We start from the raw sequence: 19,158 nt of genomic DNA, 5'->3' as shown, positions 1-19,158 counted from the left end.
ACGCATAATCCGAGATGAGGAGGGGCTGTTGGACACAGCTATTGCCTCCTCATTCCTCTCGAAAAGAAGACTCGATAGGCTACTGCTGCACTGCGGTTCTTCTCTAAGCTAAAGACGGATGGCCAGCGGTCTCCCCGACGAACAATGCAGCTGAGAACGCACTTCGTGAACCAATCGTTCTCCGGAAAATCATCGGAACACTCCGGAACGATCGAGGCATGTTCGTTCACGAGGCGATCTTGTCCCTGCTGGCGACGTGGCGCCAGCAGAGACGCAATCCTTACGAAGAACTTCGCCGAGTCGTCAGCAGCAATGAGATAATCTCACAGACTCACGCTAAGCCGGCTGTCGAGACTTCGGGATAAACACATACTATTTTAATATTCGACCGCTGAATAAGTGTTATGGACTTCGGCATCTGGGCGTATCCGTGGGACGTGATCGATGAGGGTGTCGATTCGGTCGGCGACCGAGTGTTCAATCTTGGTATCTCGGAACTGAACTTGGCAACGAACTATCATAGTGTTCAGACGTTCAACCCACACAACCCCGAACGACGCACGTTCTTCAGTCGAGCAAGTGCGTACTTCCAGCCCGATGGCGGTTACGGCCGTCTGAAACCCGTGGTAAACGAGACGATGGGCGACAACGACTGGGTAGCAGAGATCGACGACGGATTTAGGGGAACTCCGATCGATCTGAACTCCTGGACGGTTGGATGTCACAATTCACGCTTAGGCGCAAATAACCCCGACCTGACACTCCGATCACCGCACGGAGATTCACTCGTGTTCGGCCTCTGTCCCTCGCAGCCAGCGGTTCAGGAGTACCTCGTAAATCTCGTCCGTGATCTCGACTCGCGAGCGTCGTTCAACCGAATCGAACTGGAGACGTTCGATTACTTTCACGGCCGCGGGTCCGGATGGCATCACGACAAGTTCCACATACGACTAGGCGCCCTCGGCGAGTTCCTGTTCGGGCTCTGCTTCTGTGACGCCTGCAGGGATATCGCCAGTTCTACGGGGATAGACGTTTCGCACGTGCAGGACACCGTAATCAACGCCGTCGACGCGCTCGCGACCTCACAAATCCCCCATGATCTCGCTACCGGCGACTGGCTTGTCGAACATCCCGCTGTGTTCGAGTACGCGCGACAGCGATGTCTCACGCTTAAGGAACTGTATGGCGACCTTGCAGGGGTGGCAGCGAATACGGATCTAGGCGCATACATCGGGATGTTCGACGTCGAGGCGTCCTGGCGGCAGGGACTTGACCTCAATTTGCTTGCAGACGACTTGGATTATTATAAGGTCCTCGCTTACGGATCTGATGCAGCCGAAACGGTCAAACCCGTGAAAACGGCGAAACATCTCACTGACGCTGAACTTCACGCGGGCGTCCTGCCGGCACATCCCCACGTATACGATGAGGACACGCTTCTCGACATCGTCGGGGCGCTCGACGACGAGGGAATCCCGCAAGTCTCCTTCTACAATTACGGGCTGGTTCCAGACAAGAATCTCGAATGGATCGGGACCGCGGCCGACGCCGTCTGACATACATAACAATCGCCGGTCATTGAACAATCGGCAGCCGTCAGTTAAAGTGTGAGAGAATTTCTGAATAGAAGGGTTCGATCAGCAGACGCAGAGCAAGGATATCAGGGCCAATATACCTGACAAGTATGATAGATAGATTATGTTTCGCGAAGTTTCTCTGCGACCCGCTCTGGAAGTTCGTCGATATAGCCGATTGCGATTTCCCGTAACGTGTCGTGAATCTCGCGGGTCTCTTTGTCGCGAGTTCCGTACATCGGAGTTCCAGTATTACTATGATCTTAAGACATATAAAACCCTTCCATGTTTCGTCACGCTCGTACAATAGTATTTGAGAGTTCTGGCATATTGAAAGTGATATCCTATTCAATCCCATTTCATAAACACATATCTCGTTATTGTTGGACGTAAAGTCAAAATATATTTAAGTTTCTATCTCAGTTACCTTTGTCGTAGGCCTGTTGTCCGTTTCGTCAATATCGTCCTCGGTTTTGAGATCGTCAAATCGTTCGTGTTCGGTTAAGGCCGTAAGCACCGTATCGTTAATCCTCAGGTGCTGATCTGGTGGTTTAAATGGCCCAATTTGGGGTCGCCAATGGACAGTAAAAGTCTTCGATCCACCTACGAATATTACTGGCAGTTTCAACCGAATACCAATGGTCGACGAATGGATTTGTCATCGATCAATTCCTCCATTCGAGACAAGTTCACCAAGTTCCTCGTAGCACGCAATCTGGTCGTTCTCTGGGTCATAGTGCTGCAACAGCTGGTTGTATTGCAGTGATCGTGAAAGTGACGTTCGTTGGAAATTTTCTGCGTGGCGTCAGCTGTTCGTTCGCATCGATCACCCCGTTTGGAGAGTCGTGTATGGTCGTCAGTCTCGGTCGCGTGTTCAAAGTCGATTGCTTCCGGGCCGAATAGGGGACAGCGACCGATCGGCCTGCGTCGGCTCACCGCGAGCGTGTGCCGTAATCTTGGTATATTGGGATTAGCAAAGAAATTCATAGAGTTCTGGCGGGTTAAGGTTCTTCAAGGCGGTTTTCAAGTACTGTTCAACATCCCTTACGGTCAGGAACAGCCGATTCGCACGACCTTGTCTGAGTTGTTCCCAGCAGGGCTCTAACGGGTTCAGCTCTGGTGAGTGCGCTGGCAGGTACTCAAGAAGCAGGCCGTCAGCAGCGGCCTGCTTCATGAAGTACGGCGCGTTGTCCAGAATGACGACCAGTTTCTCCCCGAACTCGTACTGGAGTGCGCGAAGGAAATACTTCGAAACCTCCGCTGTGAAGCGATCTGGCGTGAGACAGACGAAGCGGTCACCATCGTCGGTGACCGCGCCGAGAAGATTTACTCGCTTTCGGCCTCCGAAAACGGACACTCTTGGGCGAGAATTGACCGGATACCATCCCGGTCTCTTGACGGTTGCGACTGCTTCGCTGTGTTGGTCGATGACGACGATACGGTATCCTGCGTCCTTCAGCGTCGGCCACTTTTTTCAAATCATCCCGGAATTGCTGCTGTTTGACGGGATCTGCCTTGTAGTGGCGTGGCTGGGCTGTCTGCTTGGACAGCCCGGCCCGCGCCAGTACTCTGTACATATGTGCGAGTGAGTACTCAACGTCGAACGTGTCGGTGATGTAGCGGTGAACGAGTTCAGGCGTCCACGCTGGAGCGTCGTATCCTTCCTCTGTCGGCGGTGCGTTCAGCACCGCCGTCAGGCATTCCCATTGATCAGGTGTGAGTTTCGCTACGTTAGGAGGACGAGGGACATCGCCGAGCGCGTTCAGGTCGCGCTCGCCGACTACACCCAGCCAATCGTAGACCGTCTGTGCAGGAAAGCCGGGTACTCGCTCAATCTCGTACGGCGACATTCCTTCTGCATACATCAGCTCAGTGGTAAGTCGCTTGATCGCCTTCGGATTGGTCTCCGTGCGCAGTTGCTGGCGCAACTGCTTCGGATCGACTCCAGCTAACTTGTCGCCTATATTGCTCACCCCCTCTACTACGCGCTCTGTGGATACGAATCTAACTGCTAATCCCTATAGACAGTGGCACTGTTGGTGAAATTTCTAGAATGGAAGGTAAAGATTTAGTAAATGTAATTTGTGACCTTCTAATTGAGAAGAAATTATATAATAATCCAATCAGAAAAATATGAACAAATATGATATTTAAATGTTATGAGAAATGAACGCGTGGCCATCGGCACCGATCGGCTTTTTGGAGGAAAGCCTCATCTACACACGTATGGAACATATACACATATTTTGGGATAATATGTTGTAAAGAAAATCTTTTCACAATTGAGGAGCCTATTAGAAAAATGACTGCTTATCTAGCCAGCATTATTGGTTTAGATTCAAAAGGTCTTATTCGTCCTGGGATAGACGCTGACCTTGTAGTGTTTGATCCTGAAACAATTAGTAACGAAGGGCACTGTCTAGTTAAGATCTTCTGCCGTAGAAGGGCGTTTTAGCGGCTGTGACATAGCTAGTACTGAAAAATGTGATCGTCACTCTTCAAGAGAAGTGTGCTGAAGCAGCCGAATTCCGCCGCTTGCAGAACACTGTATCTTTGTATCAGGCTCTAGATGGATTTTTCATAGTCTCTACCGTAACCTCATCGTCTTCACGTCTCGCGGTTTCCCTTATCTAGACAGAGCCTAACGAAGCGACATATAACCGACCAAAGCAGCATCCTAAAGGAATCCACTATGTACTCATCAATGGTGACTTTGTGGTCCGAAATAGAGAACTAACCGGAAAAGCACCGGGAAGCATAATCAGTTTCTGATTATGTTAATAACAAATTGATTGAGGTTAATTGAAGAGGGAATTCGAATATAATGATTAGCTCAGACAATATCCGGTAATTATTTACTTTAGCGTAGTCAAGATGTACCCCATGGAGATTATTGAAACATCCAATGCGTATCAATCCAAAAGACCCCTTCCTCAAGCTGTCATTTGCGATGACTACGTGTTCCTATCTGGAAGTGCTGGATTTCATCCAGAAACTGAGGAACTAGTGAGTGATGGCCTTGATCAACAGGTCGCAATGACGTTCAAGAATATCCAAACAGTACTTTCGGAATGTGACTTGGAACTAAGCGATATCGTAAAAATAAATGCCTACCTTACGAATGCAGATTCCATGGATGATTTTGATGAGGCATATAAGAACGCCCTCTCTGAGCCGTATCCAGCCAGAACAACGGTTGTTACGGATCTGGTGTTTGATGGGAAAATTGAAATTGATGCAATTGCAAAGCGGTAGCCACCATACATGAATTCTTAATATTAGATAAATAGGAACTGATGGGATGAAAGCCTGCTAAGCCCCTACGTACGGATGAACGAATGGGGTGGCAAAGGCTGACAACTAGACAGCGCGGAAAGCGCGTGGCACTGATTAGCCGAGATGCCAAGGAAGCGCCATCATGAGGCCCAACTCGACTGCGCCAGCAGTCGGGCAACGACCTTGAATAGATCTAGCTCCCTCCATACATTACCATCTCAGAGGAAGCTATGTACTACCTCGGAATTGATGTTCATAAACGGTTGACTCGTACATCGCTGTGCTGGACGAAGATGGTGACGTCGTCGAAGAGGTTCGCGTCACAAACGCGAACCTCGACGACTTCGCTCAGCAATATGCTGGCTCGAAAGCAGCGATCGAAACCACGTCGAAAACTGTCCCATTCCAGGTACTTAAATCTGGCCTCGGATCGTCAAATTCATCGAGATGGAGAAACCAATTCAACATCAGACACAGTCACTTCCGAAACAGAATCTTAGCCGAAACCGGGAACAGCCACCCACGATAGCGAGCGACTTCTACTCGCTGCTCGACGCAGTCGACAGCGAGTTCATCACCGATCAGTTCGGAATTGGCACCTACACCAACACGCACGATTTCGCAAACCATCTCAGAGTCGGTATTTTCGAGGGCATCAACCCGTCCGACTCACTCGCTGAACTCGCTGCAAAGACCGCGACGCATACACAGATGGATGAGATGGCTGCCTCGACCTTTTCTCGGCATACGAACGACCGTGACTACCGCGCGGTCGTTCGTGTCTTCTTCGAGTTGCTTCACTCACCTCAGTTGTATCACCAACGCAGCGTCCAGCGGAGACGACTCGAATGGCTTGATCGGGTAGTCGCCGCTCTCGACGGAACAAATCTCGCACTCATCAGGTCAGTCGCTGTCCCGAGTGAATTGAAGAATGGCGAAATCGTTGACGAGATCAGGCCAGGTGACCGCGGTCTCAAATTCAACCTGGCCGCACGCGTGGACGGACACGCCAAGCAGCCTCTTGGCGTGTCCGTTACAGCAGGCGAGACACGCGAACCGACACAATTTGACCATCTTCAGGACGACGTCGAGGTCTTCGCAGACCTCGACTCCCCAATTCGCGGCTCTGGTGAATCGCTAGACTGCGCCGACTTGATCCGTCAGAACTAGGGAGTTGAAGCGGGAAACGGCGGATGCTTCATATCCAAAATTTCCCGCTTCACTGGGAAGGTCGTGGCGTTGGCTAAAAGTGCTGTTGGTGGCCGAGGCGAAGCCGCCGCCCCGCAGGGCGGTGGCGGCTTCGCCGACTACGCCATCGTCTCGCTGCACTGTCTCCGGGTTTACCTAGAGAAATCCTACCGCGAGTCGCTTGATTTGCTGAGCGAGATGCCACAAATACTGGCGGAGATCGGCCTCAGCGTGGCCGATCTCCCGCACCACTCGACGCTAGTGAAGGCGTTTGACAGGATCAAGATCGCCGTCTGGCGAGTGCTGCTGCGACTATCGTCGCAGCTGCACGAGCCAGCTGGTCGAGCGGCGATGGACGCGACGTTTTTCGACCGTGAAAACGCAAGCAAGCACTACTGCCGTCGGATGAATTACCGCGTCCAGACACTCAAAGTAACTGCCCTCGTTGACACCGCAACGCAAGCTGTTCTCGACGTTCACTGTACGACCGAGAAACGTCACGACACCCACCTCGGCTGGCAACTCGCCCGCCGCAATGCGGGCGAGTTGCGCAGCCTCGCTGCAGACAAAGGTTACGATTGGCAACGATTACGTGAGAAACTGCGGGAAGAGGACGTAAGACCCCTGATCAAACATCGTGAGTTCCGCCCCATCGATCACGCGCATAACGCGCGGATCGATGAGGCTCTCTACGGCCAGAGAGCACTGTCTGAGACCGTCTTCTCAGTGATCAAGCGCACGCTCGGCAACGCCGTGCGTGCGCGATCCTGGTATCGAGAGTTCCGTGAAATTGTCCTGATGTGTGTCGTCTACAACATCAAGCGCGCTGTCAAACAGTAAAATCAACCGCCGTATGGCGATTCACCACGGTCCAATTCGCGTGTTCGATCGTGGCTATCTCGACTATGATCGCTTCTGTGCGTTGAAAGAGCGCGAAGAGGACTTCGTGTGTTTGTTGCAGTCTGACTCTCGGGTCGATGTCCTGGAACGAATCCAGGACATCGACATCACTGACGAAGCAGGAACCCGCCACGTACGTGACGAGTTAATTGAACTCGCCGAGACCGACAAAACGTTTCGCCAAATCATGTTCGAGGACGTGGATGGAGAAGAGATAGCGTATCTGACGACGCTATCTCCTGAGGATTATAATCCTGTGGACGTGATGAACATCTACACGCTTCGGACACTCGTTGAGATCCTGTTTCGGGAGTTGAAACAGTATACGAACATCGAGAACTTTCACTCACAATCGGCGAACGGCGTCTTGTTCGAGTTGTTCTGTACGTTGATTGGCTACGTGCTGGTCGAGTGGTTCCGGCATTGCCACCCACTGCGGGGTGGCGTGCCGGAAGCGATCCGTCTGATCCGAACACGGTGGAATCAGTCGCGTCGAGCCTACGGATGAGTCACTCGGAGACTCCATGAGAGCGCCGCCGCAAGAGCGGCGGCACTCTCCAAACCGCCAAAATTCCATGCTGTTGATACTGATGCCAGGCGATTGTGGCTGATTGACTGCGCCTTCAGCAGGTTCGTTCCTCGTCGACCACTTCGTAACCTGTTAGGTCACCGTCTTTGAGGTTGTTGCTCTCTCGGTAGCCTTATCAAGGCGAAATAGGACAGGTCGAAAAGTGGTTTCAGACCGTTTCAATGCGAATTGACCGCTTTCACAACTTCTGGCGGGGCAGTCCAGCCAGCGCTCGCCGCTGGCTCAGACGGTTCAGACACCACTACAACCACGATCGACCGAATCAAGCGCTCAATGGTAGAACGCCGGCCGAGGAGGTACTCAACTAGACAGTGCCACTGAGATTGACGTGATCGCAAAGCGGTAATCATTGGAACATCGGGAAGACTTCTTGGTCGAACATGTCGATCGTATTCTTTGGATCACCGACGGTCGAACCGATAATGATCCGATCTACACCGATCTCTTCGTACGCTTTTATCTTTTCGATGAAGTATTCGGAATCGTCGCTGATATTCGTTTCGTCAGCAACTTCTTCATCAGACAACTCGTCGAGTCTCTCGTTAGCTACTTGCTGAACTGAGCGCGGATCCGGATTGTCAAGTTCATCTGCTGCTGGAACGAATTCACCCCGTTCATGCACCTCTGCAACTAGCTCATCCACATCCCCATAATTTGCTTTCATTTCGACTGTCATCGTTGCCTCTTCGGTATTGTACTTTCCAGATTTCAGTCCTTTCTTAAATTGAGGTTTAACTGTCTCTACAATATGATTTGGACCGGCCGGGGTAATCAAATTCCCTGCATATTGGCCTGCATACTTCGATGAGAGAGGCCCCCACGCCGCCCAATGTAGGTCGATGTCAGCTTGAGACTCTGTACACACTTTGATGTCATCGTACGAAAAGAAATCTCCGTCATAATTGATATAATTTTCCTCTGTCCAGAGGGTTTGAATAAGGTCAAGGCATTCAACGACTCGATCTGCACGCTCACGCCAAGAGGGCCAATCCTCATCTATGAAATGAGCCTCGTTAATAGCCTCTCCGGTTCCAATCCCAAGGTTGAATCTGCCGGGATGAAGCTGCTCTATTGTTGCGAGTGCTTGTGCCAATACAGGTGGCTCAAATCTGTACGCAGGACAGCAAACTGACGTCCCGACGCTTACTTCCGGTACTTCGGCTAGTACCGTGCTTAGCCAAGTGAAGGCATGATGGGCATGTGGCCGAGATTCTATCCACGGCAAGAAGTGTTCTCCAATCCAGATACCACTGAATCCAGCTTCAGCAGCTGACTTAGCGAGTTCTATATCTTTTTGTGGAGATCGGAACGCTCCATACACGTTGTAATGAAACTCCATTGATGATGCATTGAGGTCAAGGACAAATAAAGGTTGGTCGCTGACGAAGGGCGGTGTTTAGTTTGAGTATGAAGTAGTGAGGCGGTGGCAGTTTTGGTGCCTATGCCGAAAACTGCCAGCCTCAGAGGAGCTAGCGGATGGATCGACTTGGTGTTTGTGCAGCGAGAACGGACACCGCGAGAGCTGATGGCGCTCGGTATTCGCCTCCACCTGGGCGGATTATCACTTTCGAATACCGTTCGAGAACTCGAGAAACATGGTGTCGAACGGAGTCGAAAGGTGGTCCATAACTGGGTTCACAAGGCGGATCTTGCGCCGAAAGACGGTGCCAGTCCGAAGCAAGTCGCACTCGACGAAACCGTGGTTTGGATCGATGGGCAACAATACTGGCTGTACGCAGCGGCCGATCCGGCGATCAGCCGATTCTTGCACGTTCGGCTGTATTCGGCCCGAACAACCGCTCTCACCGAGATGTTTCTTGCGGAGCTCATGGAGAAACATGATGTCGAAGACGCTATCTTTCTGATCGATTCAGCCACCTGGCTGAATGCCGCACTCCACCGTCGCGGCCTCGAATTTCGGTATGAACGCCACGGAGATCGCAACAGCGTCGAACGTGTCTATAGAGAGGTGAAACGACGAACGTCTTCGTTCTCAAACTCGTTCAGTCACGTCGATCCAGAGACAGCTAATTCGTGGCTTCAAGCCTTCGCCCGCTGGCACAATGAGACAAACTAAACATGACCTGACGAAGGGGCATTGCCAATACCGGATACGCCAGCCATTGATTTCGTTGACCCGGTTGGAATCGACGAATTCTAAGCGGATCACATGCTCGAAATCCGTCGGTGTAGACGGTAAGCAACTCCTTCTCGCGGTCGCCGAGCAGGAGTCGCACCGTCGATTCCTCAGCGGATTTCGCTGGCACGACGTATCGCTGATCACAGCCTCGATCCACGAGTGTGAACACTGGTGGTTTGTCTTCAGCGTAGCTTCCTCGTCCACGTTTCGAGAGTCCACGCAAGCGCGATTCCAGGTCGCGCTCGCGGCCTTTCAGCCTCGCAGTGACGTAGAATCAGTCGATCACATCGGGAGACTCACGATCTCCTCCAGTAGGCACTGACTCCACGTCTTCGATGCCTGGATAGCCTTCGGAACGATAGTGACGGTGAGCTCTGGCGTCGGTCGGTCGCTGTCGGCGGCGGATCGCCGCCGACGCGACAGTGTCGCCACTCACGACCGCCGCCCCAATTCAGGGACAGCTACCGGAAGAACCGGTCGTCGAGTGGTTGATTCACTGGGACAGCTCTTCGCACACCGAGGGCTGTCCAGGCAGCACGAACTACCATCTCACAGAACTCCTTGAACGACCACTCCCAGAGGCGGCGCCCCCCACGGCGAGGCGCCGCCACGTACATCCAGTGGAGATATCGCCAGACGTTCTGCAGCAACAGACTCACGACAAACAGCAACAACCGAAGCCCGACGTCTCGAGAACTGGTGAGAGCGAGGCTCTGGTTGGCTAACCGGTAGCTTGACTCGATTCCGAAGCGCTTGCTATAGTGTTCTCGTGCGTTCCGTGGTGTGTCGATGAACGGCGCGTCAGCGGCGTAGCCGTGACGCGCCACCCCGTGTTCGTCGTATCGTCCTCGCTGGTAGACACAGTCGATGAACACAGGGAATGTTACCCGTCCAGCGAGTTCGTGTTCGATCACGCGACACCAGCCTCTGTTGAGTTCGTCTTGAATCGTCTCGCCCCACTTGCCGATTGGCATGACGTAGGCGTAGTTGTGCGCGTACAGCAGTTCGAGACAAGTGCTGTTGTAGAATCCGCGGTCAAGGTAGACGGCCTTGACGCGCAGGTCAAGGCCATCAAGGAGTTCGAGGAACTCACCGAGGGCATCGCTGGTGGTTTCGCCAGCGACCAGCTGGCGAACCGCCAGCGTATATCGCTTGTTGTGCACCCGCGCGTAAAGCGTGACGTAGGCGTGAAAGGCGGTGGTTCCTCGTTTCGCCTGGGAGAAGTACAGGGCCTCCGTCTCGTCCTCCTCACCGTAGTAGGGATCGAGGTGGAGGTCAGCGACGACCTCCACCGGTCGATCCGGAAGCGTCTCAAGGACATCCTGTTGAAGGAGCGTGTTCCCGACCGCCTCAACGGTGTCAAGGTCGAACTGATCGGTAAGATGTCCACAGACGGTATTGGCGTGGGGCGAGTCATCGGTCGTCTCGCAGACGTGATTGATCGAGGTCTCGCCGGCGCTGGCGCCGGCGAGGACCTCGTACAGCTTCTCCGTCGTGACCTCTACGTTCTCTCCGGTATCCAACGAAAGCTCCTCGTTGAGGCTGTTAACGACAAAATTAAGCAGGTGCTCTTCTTCTATCTCGCTGTCTGCTTGTGTTGGTTGCACACCTTCTCCAAGCAGACACTCACTCTAACCCGATGTGGTCGACTGTGATTGGGTCGAAGAGGACAGCCTCGAGCAATTCGTCTCGGACACCACTGACTATCTCGACGGAAATAGCCGTCTTGACCCCTTTTACGCCAAGTATCGGCAGGATGGCCGCGGCCATCCTGCCTATCATCCGGCGATGTTGCTCAAAGTCCTCGTCTTCGGCTATGCGAACGGAATTCGCAGCTCTCGGAAACTTGATCGGCTTCTCGAACGCGACATCGCCTTCCGCTACCTTGCAGCGAACCAACAACCAAATTTCCGGACGATCAGCGATTTTCGCAAAGACCACCGTGAAGGGTTTGAACACCTATTCACTGAGATTCTCCAACTCTGTCTCGTCTCCGGATTAGCCGAGCTCGGGGAAGTCGCCCTGGACGGTCAACGCGTCCAGAGCGACGCCTCCATCTCGCGCAATCGTACGCGTGAACAGATCAAGGGAGAGATTCAAGACATCCTCGACGAGGCAGCAGCTATCGATGCCGAGGAAGATGACGAATACGGCCCAGAGAACCGAGGTGATGAGCTTCCGGAGGAACTCCGGAAGCGCGAACACCGCCTCGAAACGTTACGCGAAGCACACGCGCAACTCGAGGCCGAAGAACAACGGCTCAAAGACGAGCAAGCCGAGAAGATTCGTCAGCGCAAACAGGCGGAGAAAGTAGCTGGCCAGAAGAAACGGGGACGGAAGCCCAAACCTCCGGAGGAGGTTGAGCTTCCTGAGGAGAAGAAGGCGAATCTCACGGATACAGAAAGTCAAACGCTCAAAACTCGAACTGGCTGGGTTCAGGGCTACAACGGGCAGGCAGCGGTTGATTGTGAAAGCCAAGTGATCTTCACTCAGAAGATGCCTTGTTTTGCCGCCGAGTAACGACAGTCTCAAACGGTCTCACTGTAATATTCCGCCAGATTAACCGGGAAATGGACGCTGTCTGGCGATATGGCATCGCTCAGACGGCTAGCGTGGATGTGTCGAAATCTTGCTAAACAGCACGTTGACGATCCCGACGTACCCGCCGCGCCGGACGGCGCGGACGGGTACGCCGAGTGGGTACAGATCGCGTTGATTCTGTTCCGCGTTGAACTGGAGAAGGGTCTCCGTGAGACCGAGGACGACCTCAACGAGATGCCCGGTGTCCTCGCCACGTTTGACCTTGACGAGGCACCGCACTACAGCTCGCTCTGTCGGTGGGAACAACAGTACCGAATGCGTGAACTCCGCCGCCTGCTCCGCCGAAGCGCGGAGCAGGCGGGCTGGAGTGGTGAAGCCGCGATTGACGCGAGTGGTTTTCAGCGCGATCAAACCAGTTACCACTACCGCGATCGCGCGAACTACTCGTTCCAGTCAATGAAGACAACGATCTTGATCGACGTGAACTCGCTGGAATCAAGGACGTTCATTACACGACGCAGAAGGCGTGGGACGGCCATATCGGGATGCAGGTCTTCCGCCGGAACGCGGAAGACCTGCGTGTGTTGTCCGCTGACGCAAACTACTCGTGGAGCGACCTCCGTAAGGAGTGCCGCTCCGAGTCAACGCGACCGTTGATCAAGCATAGGGAGCAGACACCGTTGCAGAAGGCGCACAACGCCCGGATGGACGATGATGACTACAATCAGCGGTGGATGAGTGAAACGGGCTTCTCACAGTTGAAGGAAGACGACGGCGAGAAGCTTCGCTCCCGGAGCTGGCACGGCCAGTTCCGGGAGCTGACTCGCAAGTGCATCGTGCATAACCTAACGCAGGCAGCGAGTTAGGGCTCGCCGCCTGCTCCCTCTTCTCTGGACGTATCCGGGAGAGGCATCGCCGTCGTCACTGGAACAATGGAGAAAGATACCATAATTCTTACCCTTCGACGAACACCGCTAGCGACAGCTACTGCATCTTCTGACTCCAAAAACCGGTCTCTGACGCCGTAAAACTGTGAGTGATCGACCCCACTCCGACGCCGTCTTGCGTTCAACAAGGCAAGTTCGGATCAAAGAAGGCTGCGGGATATCTTCGGCGGTGGTTACCGTCGATTGTGACGTTCGCTGAGCAGGCCATTGAGGGGTTCGAGGTGCCGTGGACCTCGAACCCCGTCGAACGGCTGATGGGCGAGGTCAGTACGCGTTGCAAGAACCAGTGGAAGAGATGGACAGCGGAGGGATTGGAGGCGTTGCTCCAGCTTCGGCTCGTGAAGTACGCTAATCCAGAGCACTACCGATCGTTCTTCGACGAATTGCTCCAACGAACGACCAAAACAGCAATGAGCAGTGACCTCTCAGTTGAGTCTACCAGGGGCAAACTCTAGACCGCTTTGCGACGCGACCAAGAAGTTGAACGACCGAGTGAGCACTTCCCTGTGTGAGACACGCGTTGGAGAACAGATCAAGGATCTGTTCGTCCTCGTAGACCCTGTTGTCAGCCCTATCGGAGTCGAACTCGGCGAAGCCGTGTCGGCGAGCGAGTTCGACGACTTTGCTGCCGTGCTCGCGCACATGTGCGCGAGACACTGATGAGTCGCTCTCACCGTCGTCGGCGTCATCTCTGTCCAAGTCGATGGGAATCAGCGCGTCGGAGATGACGCCTTGGTCGCGTGCTTCGAAAGCTATTCCCTTTGCGGCGGCTTCAAGCGTGATCTTGGTCTGATTGCTGAATTGGCTCCACGCGTATGAGAGGTTCTGCTGAGTCGGCACCTTGCTCAAGCCCAGTTGCTTCAGCAGTGCTAGACGGTTCTCAAGGCGATCTACGACCTCGCCCAAAGCGAGGTCGTAGATCGTCCGGTAGATGTAGACCCGTGCCATCGACTCGGTATCGAACGTGACCTTGTGCTGCTGGCGGGTGTCAGTCAGGCCGTCCGTCGGAATTGAGACATCACCGAGGACTTGCCAGAGGTGATCAGTAGTCTCACAGACCGTCTTGGCGTGGTAGACGATCGCTCCCGCCAGCGCGGGAGCGTCGTCGTCCACCATCGGTGTCAGTTCGGTTGTCATTGTAGTCCCGGCTATGAGGATGGAGATCCATCAACGCCTCATATTAGTCGTCGAAATGAGTGGTCCAGAAGCGTCGATAAGTCCTGTCGGTCGCAGCGACAGCCGTCGCTGCTCTCTCAAGCTATCAGCAAGCTAGTGGTTTGTAGAAATTCACATCCCGAACTTGTGGTGGAGCGACGTCGTAGAAGATGGGCAGTTACGATATAATCGCTAAAACTGGCACTTCTCTAGTCGACAACCGCCGCCGAATAGAACCACAGACCGGTCACGGTACGGGTCGTGATCACGATGGCGAGACAGTCGAGTCGAAAAACAGCGGTTCAGGTCAGCGTCGCCACTACCGAATCAACAAACACAGAGGAACAGGACGTCAGTCGGGCGGATCCAGCCCGAAGAACTTCTTGGCCTCGGTCAGGAACTGGTCGGCCGAGACGAACGGCTTGTAGTCCGGGTCGTCCTCGAGTTCCAGCTTCACGAGGGGATCGACCAGCCGCCAGATGGAGTCTTTTCACTATATTCCATAAGAGCGTGGCGTGAACAGTTCACCCACCTCTTCCGGAAATCCTTCGATCAATAACTCGTGCATCCTGAAGCGTTAAGGACCATTATGATACAAGCAATTATATTCCACATAGCCATCATCAGGACGTCGAATTCTATATCGCCATATGAAGTTTATGGAATTCGTATTAGAAGGATAATGCACCCCAGAACGCTGATATCGTAGGAATTAGCGTTTTGGAAATCCACTATGCGTTAGTCCAGTAATGCACAGTGAATTTATGTGGGTCCACACTGTACGGTCATCCGACCAGATGGACACCACTGATTCCGGGGCTAATTCCAGGGAAAATGCCCTCACAACAGTCATCGACGACTTTCTCGAGTCCGGCAACAAATCGGGAAACTACCGCGACGCCTTAGAGCGCGTACTCACCCAGTGGCGACAACGGCTCGAGAAACGCGGCGTCGTTACTGTCGAGAACGTCGGCAAACGCAATATGGCGAGTTACGCACAGTACCTCGCCCATCGCGTTGACGCCGGGAAGAGCCGCGAGGTCGACGGCGGAATCTCGGCCGCGACGGCGTGGACGTACTACGACTACGTCTCGGCGTTCCTCTCCTACTGTGTTCGCTGGGACTATCTCGAGGAGAATCCAGCACAGAAAGGAATCGCGCTCGATGAATTGCCGCCGCGGCCGAAGAAAAAGAGCGGCGACCAGCAGTTCTGGTCTCCCGAAGATCGGAAGACCCTGGTTCGGTACGCCGATCGCCGAGCTCACGAGGCCATCGACGAGAAGGGCTTCGATGCACTCGAGGAACTACGCGATCGTGCACTTGTGTACGTCCTCGCCTACTCCGGAGTTCGAGGCGGCGAAGTCTTAAGCGATCCTCGAGACGACCGACGGAACGGACTCCGGTGGAAAGATGTCGACCTCGAGAACAACCAGCTAATCGTCCTAGGGAAGAACCAGCAATGCGAGGAAGCCCAACTCCCGCCGCAGGCACATCGACCGCTTGAGCGGCTCGAAAAAGCCCTCGAGCCGGTGTCTTCCGAATGGCCGGTATTCGTCTCGAGTCACGCGCCTTCGTTATATAGCAACCTCCCGAAGGAAGCGGACGCGTCGGAGGGTGAACCCCTCGAGTTACAGCGGCAACACGGCGTGGTCCCGCCGTCACTCTCGACGAACGGTGGCCGCTCTGTCCTGAAACGGCTGTGCGAAGCCGCCGAGATCGACGTCGACGGCGACTACCTCAAACCGCACGGGGCACGGCGTGGCGTCGGTGAAGCCATCTATCGCGAGCACGGCGCGGCCGCAGCACAGCGAGTGCTCCGACACGCCGACCCGCGGACCACGTCACAGATGTACGCCCATATCGAGGCCAGCGAACTGGCCGAGGAGACAGCTGAGGTCTTCGAGAACGAGTGATCTATTCAGGCTACAAATCATTCATAGAGTCAGCGTGCAGTACAGCGAAGAGCGCGGAATTACTCGATGTTGACAACCTCCGGACGCCGCCGATCACGAACGTCCGCGAGACGCTCTCCGAAGAGATCAGCCCCGACGCCGAGGAGGACTTCACCGGATCCTCAACTCGCTCGAGACCGCCCGCGGCGACGGCGACGGGCTCGACGAAGTCACCATCTCGCTGCTCGTGGCTGTCAAGAACGAAGCGCTTCTCTACGACATCAGCAGGTGGGGCGAAGATGTGGGAATTGCCTCCAAGGCGACGTTCACGCGGACGAAGACCTCACTCGAGGACATGGGTCTGATCGACACTGAGAAGGTTCCGATCGACGTTGGGCGACCGCGCTTGCGGTTACGGATCGACAATGAGCGGCTCAACGAGGTTAACAACAGCCAGCTCGCGACGGTCGCACAGAGTCTTCTCGGCTAGCACTGAAGCTGTGGCCAGCTCCATCCGGTATACGGGGTGCGCGGGTCGATACGCACTTTCAGGAGATTACTGCCCCTGTCGTTCTCACCTAAAAGAAGGGCAAACGCATGAGAGAGAAGGTTGTCAGCTTTCCAGAAATGTCGTTGGATACACTCGTGATCAGGGGTGTGGTTCGACGGAAACAGAGAGTTACGCCAAATCTTCCAGCCGACTATCGCGAAGGACGGATTTCAGTACAATTCCAGTATCCTGAACCAGCCGATGCTCCAGATAGCTTCCTTCACCCCGGCCACCGCCAGTCCGGGTTGATTCAACGACACCGAGGAATGCCTGCTCTTTCAGCAGCTCATAGACACGGTGTTCGCTGAGGATCTTCGCATCAACTTTCCCAACCGTTTCCTGATAGCGCTGGTAGATCCGACTGGTCGAGAAGGCATCCTCATTCGGGTTCTCTTCGGTTAACAACGCGAGCGAATAGAGGATGAATTTGACCTGGGTCGTCGACCCTCGAAGGAGTTCCTCAAACCGGTCGATCTCCGCCCACTCTTGGGCATCACGAACGTGATCCTCAACGACCATGTCAGTGTTTTCTCGTTCAGCAAGTTCACCGGCATGACGGAGTATCTCGATGGCTTTTCTGGCGTCTCCGTGTTCCTGCGCGGCTAATGCTGCAGTCAGCGGAATTACGTCACCAGAGAGGACACCGTCATGGAACGCGTCTCGACGGTGTTTCATGATTTCTCGGAGCTGGTTCGCGTTGTACGGCTGGAAAACGAACTCCTCCTCGCGAAGACTGGACTTGACGCGCTCATTCAACTGGTCCCGGTACTTGATTTTGTTGCTCACCGCGATGACGCCTAAGTGGCAGTCCGCCTTCCCCGACTCTCGGGCACGCGAGAGCTGCATGAGGATATCATCGTCCTCGAGTCGGTCGATTTCGTCGAGGATAATGATAACTGACTCGTAAGCAGTATCTAGAATTTCCCAGAGATAGTCATAGTATTCACCGCTACCAATCCCTGCTCGTGGAACATCGAAGTCGGTATCCTCTGTCTCGTTGAGTGTACGCGTTACCGTCCTAGCGACACGCGTCTGTGTGTTGTGTTGCGCACAGTCGACGTAGACCGTGCCGACAGACACTCCATTCGATTCCGCTGCTCGGCGAGCTCGTTCAGTGACGTGGCGAGCAACTAGCGATTTGCCTGTGCCCGTCTTACCATAGATCATTGCGTTGTTTGGCGGATCGCCTTGGACAATCGGTCTGAGTTCGGCGGCCACATCCTTAATCTCCTCATCGCGACCGACAATTCGGGCGCTTTCGGGGACGTGACCTACCTTCAGCAGTTCCTTCCGGGCGAAGATGTTGGCCCGCTCGGGATCGTCCTCATCGATATCGAACAGCGGATCCTTGGACGGATCTTCGTATCGTTCGTTGAAATCGGAAAGTTGCGACGGGTCCTCAGCCATCAATACAAGATACCGCGTAGGCAGGGTACTTAATAATTTGGCCACCTCACCCAGAGTGTAAATTTGGACACCTCACCCAGAGTGTAAATCAGTCTATGACCGTCTTCTAATGGTTTGTATGACGAGTGTCACCCACCCAAAATATCGAGCTAATCCCGAGTGAAAACGGCCATCGTGAGGACGCTGTTCGAACGAATCGATACCCCTTATCAAGAGTGTAAACGCCTAGATCGAACGGATCCACACCCCTCGTCCAGAGTGAATAGCACTCGGCTGTCCCGGGACTTCGGAGGCTCAAGGACACACCCCTCGTCCAGAGTGAATAGCACTCGGCTGTCCCGGGACTTCGGAGGCTCAAGGACACACCCCTCGTCCAGAGTGTAACTCCACTCAAGGAAGGAATCAAAATTCATTATTCACCACATTTCAATCCGGAAGAAGGGTCTGACGTGTGGCAGACACCCCTCGTCCAGAGTGTAATGCTGCGACTGTCTCGAGAGATGTGAAGAAACCATACGGCGAGATAAGGACGAGAACCACAGGACAGAAGGTCGATTTCCCTATGGAATACAAAGATGGTGCAACTTACATTCCAGATCTAACCTATCACTCTATTTAGTTTTATCTAGAAGCTTTATTATTCATCCCGCCTAACTGTCCCCCAAGTGCATTCAACACAATAGGAGGACGAATACGGCATTCGTCCGGGCAATCATGAACCGCCGCTTTCGGTAGTTGTTTTGTCTTCCTTGTCTCTTTGCGTGTTAGCGTCTATCTCTGTAGTTTTCTTCTTCAGACACACTCGTACACCTCCGTTTCGCGTGGAGATTGCCTACCTCTCTCGCACGGTTTTCACTCTGGACGAGGGGTGTGTGGAGTCGTATGTTCCTTCATCATTGGGAGCATCCGTTCTAGTTTAGCAGATCGGGGCATCCAGAGACGTCGAGCTAGAATCGTCAGTAACTAGGAATGTGAGAATCCGGTAGAGAATGTGTACAC

General features: G+C 53.9%; 12 protein-coding genes and 9 pseudogenes. 14 read left to right on the top strand and 7 right to left on the bottom strand.

Going from position 1 to position 19,158, the window contains the following annotated elements:
• Window positions 1-122: 122 nt before the first annotated feature.
• Together GRS80_RS13205 and GRS80_RS13200 are read left to right on the top strand one after the other, a co-directional pair.
• Window positions 123-365: pseudogene (locus GRS80_RS13205) on the top strand (IS66 family transposase); the annotation flags it as partial.
• Window positions 366-404: 39 nt separating this feature from the next.
• Window positions 405-1,556 carry a hypothetical protein gene (locus tag GRS80_RS13200; protein ID WP_160047964.1) on the top strand — a complete coding sequence of 384 codons (1,152 nt, stop codon included), beginning with the start codon at window positions 405-407 and terminating at the stop codon, window positions 1,554-1,556.
• 676 nt (window positions 1,557-2,232) lie between these two features.
• Here GRS80_RS13200 and GRS80_RS20770 read toward each other — a convergent pair.
• Window positions 2,233-2,358: pseudogene (locus GRS80_RS20770) on the bottom strand (ParA family protein); the annotation flags it as partial.
• Between the two features lie 511 nt (window positions 2,359-2,869).
• Entirely contained in the window at window positions 2,870-3,547 is a 678-nt protein-coding gene (locus GRS80_RS13185) for a winged helix-turn-helix domain-containing protein (protein WP_200840391.1), read from the bottom strand.
• Between the two features lie 910 nt (window positions 3,548-4,457).
• Between GRS80_RS13185 and GRS80_RS13175 the strand changes: the two genes are divergently transcribed.
• The 6 genes and pseudogenes from GRS80_RS13175 to GRS80_RS13155 form a co-directional block, all read left to right on the top strand.
• Entirely contained in the window at window positions 4,458-4,829 is a 372-nt protein-coding gene (locus GRS80_RS13175) for a RidA family protein (RefSeq protein WP_160047962.1), read from the top strand.
• Between the two features lie 251 nt (window positions 4,830-5,080).
• Window positions 5,081-5,241: pseudogene (locus GRS80_RS20765) on the top strand (IS110 family transposase); the annotation flags it as partial.
• A gap of 131 nt (window positions 5,242-5,372) precedes the next feature.
• Window positions 5,373-5,969 (top strand): annotated as a pseudogene (locus GRS80_RS13170) (IS4 family transposase); the annotation flags it as partial.
• An 81-nt stretch (window positions 5,970-6,050) separates the two neighbouring features.
• Window positions 6,051-6,878 carry an IS5 family transposase gene (locus tag GRS80_RS13165; RefSeq protein ID WP_343161572.1) on the top strand — a complete coding sequence of 276 codons (828 nt, stop codon included), beginning with the start codon at window positions 6,051-6,053 and terminating at the stop codon, window positions 6,876-6,878.
• Complete coding sequence (locus tag GRS80_RS13160) at window positions 6,841-7,446, top strand: IS4 family transposase (RefSeq protein WP_343161571.1); 606 nt, start codon at window positions 6,841-6,843, stop codon at window positions 7,444-7,446. The genes GRS80_RS13165 and GRS80_RS13160 overlap by 38 nt, the downstream gene beginning before the upstream one ends.
• Before the next feature lie 215 nt (window positions 7,447-7,661).
• Window positions 7,662-7,835, top strand: a pseudogene (locus GRS80_RS13155) (integrase core domain-containing protein); the annotation flags it as partial.
• A 38-nt stretch (window positions 7,836-7,873) separates the two neighbouring features.
• Here the strand turns inward: GRS80_RS13155 and GRS80_RS13150 are convergent.
• Window positions 7,874-8,866: an LLM class flavin-dependent oxidoreductase gene (locus tag GRS80_RS13150; RefSeq protein WP_160047961.1), complete on the bottom strand. Its 993-nt coding sequence runs from the start codon at window positions 8,864-8,866 to the stop codon at window positions 7,874-7,876.
• A gap of 102 nt (window positions 8,867-8,968) precedes the next feature.
• On the opposite strand from GRS80_RS13150, the gene GRS80_RS13145 reads away from it, so the two are divergent.
• Window positions 8,969-9,604: an IS6 family transposase gene (locus GRS80_RS13145; protein ID WP_160047960.1), complete on the top strand. Its 636-nt coding sequence runs from the start codon at window positions 8,969-8,971 to the stop codon at window positions 9,602-9,604.
• A gap of 82 nt (window positions 9,605-9,686) precedes the next feature.
• On the opposite strand, the pseudogene GRS80_RS13140 reads toward GRS80_RS13145, so the two are convergent.
• Window positions 9,687-9,950, bottom strand: a pseudogene (locus tag GRS80_RS13140) (IS1595 family transposase); the annotation flags it as partial.
• Window positions 9,951-10,128: 178 nt separating this feature from the next.
• Complete coding sequence (locus GRS80_RS13135; protein WP_343161570.1) at window positions 10,129-11,274, bottom strand: ISH3 family transposase; 1,146 nt, start codon at window positions 11,272-11,274, stop codon at window positions 10,129-10,131.
• Between the two features lie 34 nt (window positions 11,275-11,308).
• On the opposite strand from GRS80_RS13135, the gene GRS80_RS13130 reads away from it, so the two are divergent.
• The 3 genes and pseudogenes from GRS80_RS13130 to GRS80_RS13120 form a co-directional block, all read left to right on the top strand.
• Window positions 11,309-12,187, top strand: a complete 879-nt coding sequence (locus tag GRS80_RS13130) for a transposase (RefSeq protein WP_160047959.1) — start codon at window positions 11,309-11,311, stop codon at window positions 12,185-12,187.
• Between the two features lie 69 nt (window positions 12,188-12,256).
• Window positions 12,257-13,074 (top strand): annotated as a pseudogene (locus tag GRS80_RS13125) (IS5 family transposase).
• Between the two features lie 212 nt (window positions 13,075-13,286).
• Window positions 13,287-13,610: pseudogene (locus GRS80_RS13120) on the top strand (ISH6 family transposase); the annotation flags it as partial.
• On the opposite strand, the gene GRS80_RS13115 reads toward GRS80_RS13120, so the two are convergent.
• Window positions 13,591-14,292, bottom strand: coding sequence for a hypothetical protein (locus tag GRS80_RS13115; protein WP_235019742.1), 702 nt, complete (start codon window positions 14,290-14,292; stop codon window positions 13,591-13,593). The pseudogene GRS80_RS13120 and the gene GRS80_RS13115 sit on opposite strands and share 20 nt — an antisense overlap.
• Window positions 14,293-15,107: 815 nt before the next feature.
• Here GRS80_RS13115 and GRS80_RS13110 point away from each other — a divergent pair.
• On the top strand, window positions 15,108-16,223 hold the full coding sequence (locus GRS80_RS13110) for a site-specific integrase (RefSeq protein ID WP_160047958.1): 1,116 nt from the start codon (window positions 15,108-15,110) through the stop codon (window positions 16,221-16,223).
• Window positions 16,224-16,297: 74 nt separating this feature from the next.
• Window positions 16,298-16,692, top strand: a pseudogene (locus tag GRS80_RS13105) (DUF5821 family protein); the annotation flags it as partial.
• Window positions 16,693-16,881: 189 nt separating this feature from the next.
• On the opposite strand, the gene GRS80_RS13100 reads toward GRS80_RS13105, so the two are convergent.
• On the bottom strand, window positions 16,882-18,159 hold the full coding sequence (locus GRS80_RS13100; RefSeq protein ID WP_160047957.1) for an orc1/cdc6 family replication initiation protein: 1,278 nt from the start codon (window positions 18,157-18,159) through the stop codon (window positions 16,882-16,884).
• Between the last annotated feature and the right edge of the window lie 999 nt (window positions 18,160-19,158).

The organism is Natrialba sp. INN-245 (assembly GCF_009807105.1).
Lineage (GTDB): Archaea > Halobacteriota > Halobacteria > Halobacteriales > Natrialbaceae > Natrarchaeobius > Natrarchaeobius swarupiae.
Note: the sequence above shows the minus strand (reverse complement) of the source record. Positions and strands in the feature narration are given on the sequence as shown.

Excerpts from the sequence above, each read along its gene's own strand:
- GRS80_RS13145 (WP_160047960.1), top strand. The coding sequence starts at position 8,969 with ATGCCGAAAACTGCCAGCCTCAGAGGAGCTAGCGGATGGATCGACTTG.
- GRS80_RS13200 (WP_160047964.1), top strand. The coding sequence starts at position 405 with ATGGACTTCGGCATCTGGGCGTATCCGTGGGACGTGATCGATGAGGGT.
- GRS80_RS13100 (WP_160047957.1), bottom strand. The coding sequence starts at position 18,159 with ATGGCTGAGGACCCGTCGCAACTTTCCGATTTCAACGAACGATACGAA.
- GRS80_RS13115 (WP_235019742.1), bottom strand. The coding sequence starts at position 14,292 with ATGACAACCGAACTGACACCGATGGTGGACGACGACGCTCCCGCGCTG.
- GRS80_RS13175 (WP_160047962.1), top strand. The coding sequence starts at position 4,458 with ATGGAGATTATTGAAACATCCAATGCGTATCAATCCAAAAGACCCCTT.
- GRS80_RS13110 (WP_160047958.1), top strand. The coding sequence starts at position 15,108 with ATGGACACCACTGATTCCGGGGCTAATTCCAGGGAAAATGCCCTCACA.
- GRS80_RS13150 (WP_160047961.1), bottom strand. The coding sequence starts at position 8,866 with ATGGAGTTTCATTACAACGTGTATGGAGCGTTCCGATCTCCACAAAAA.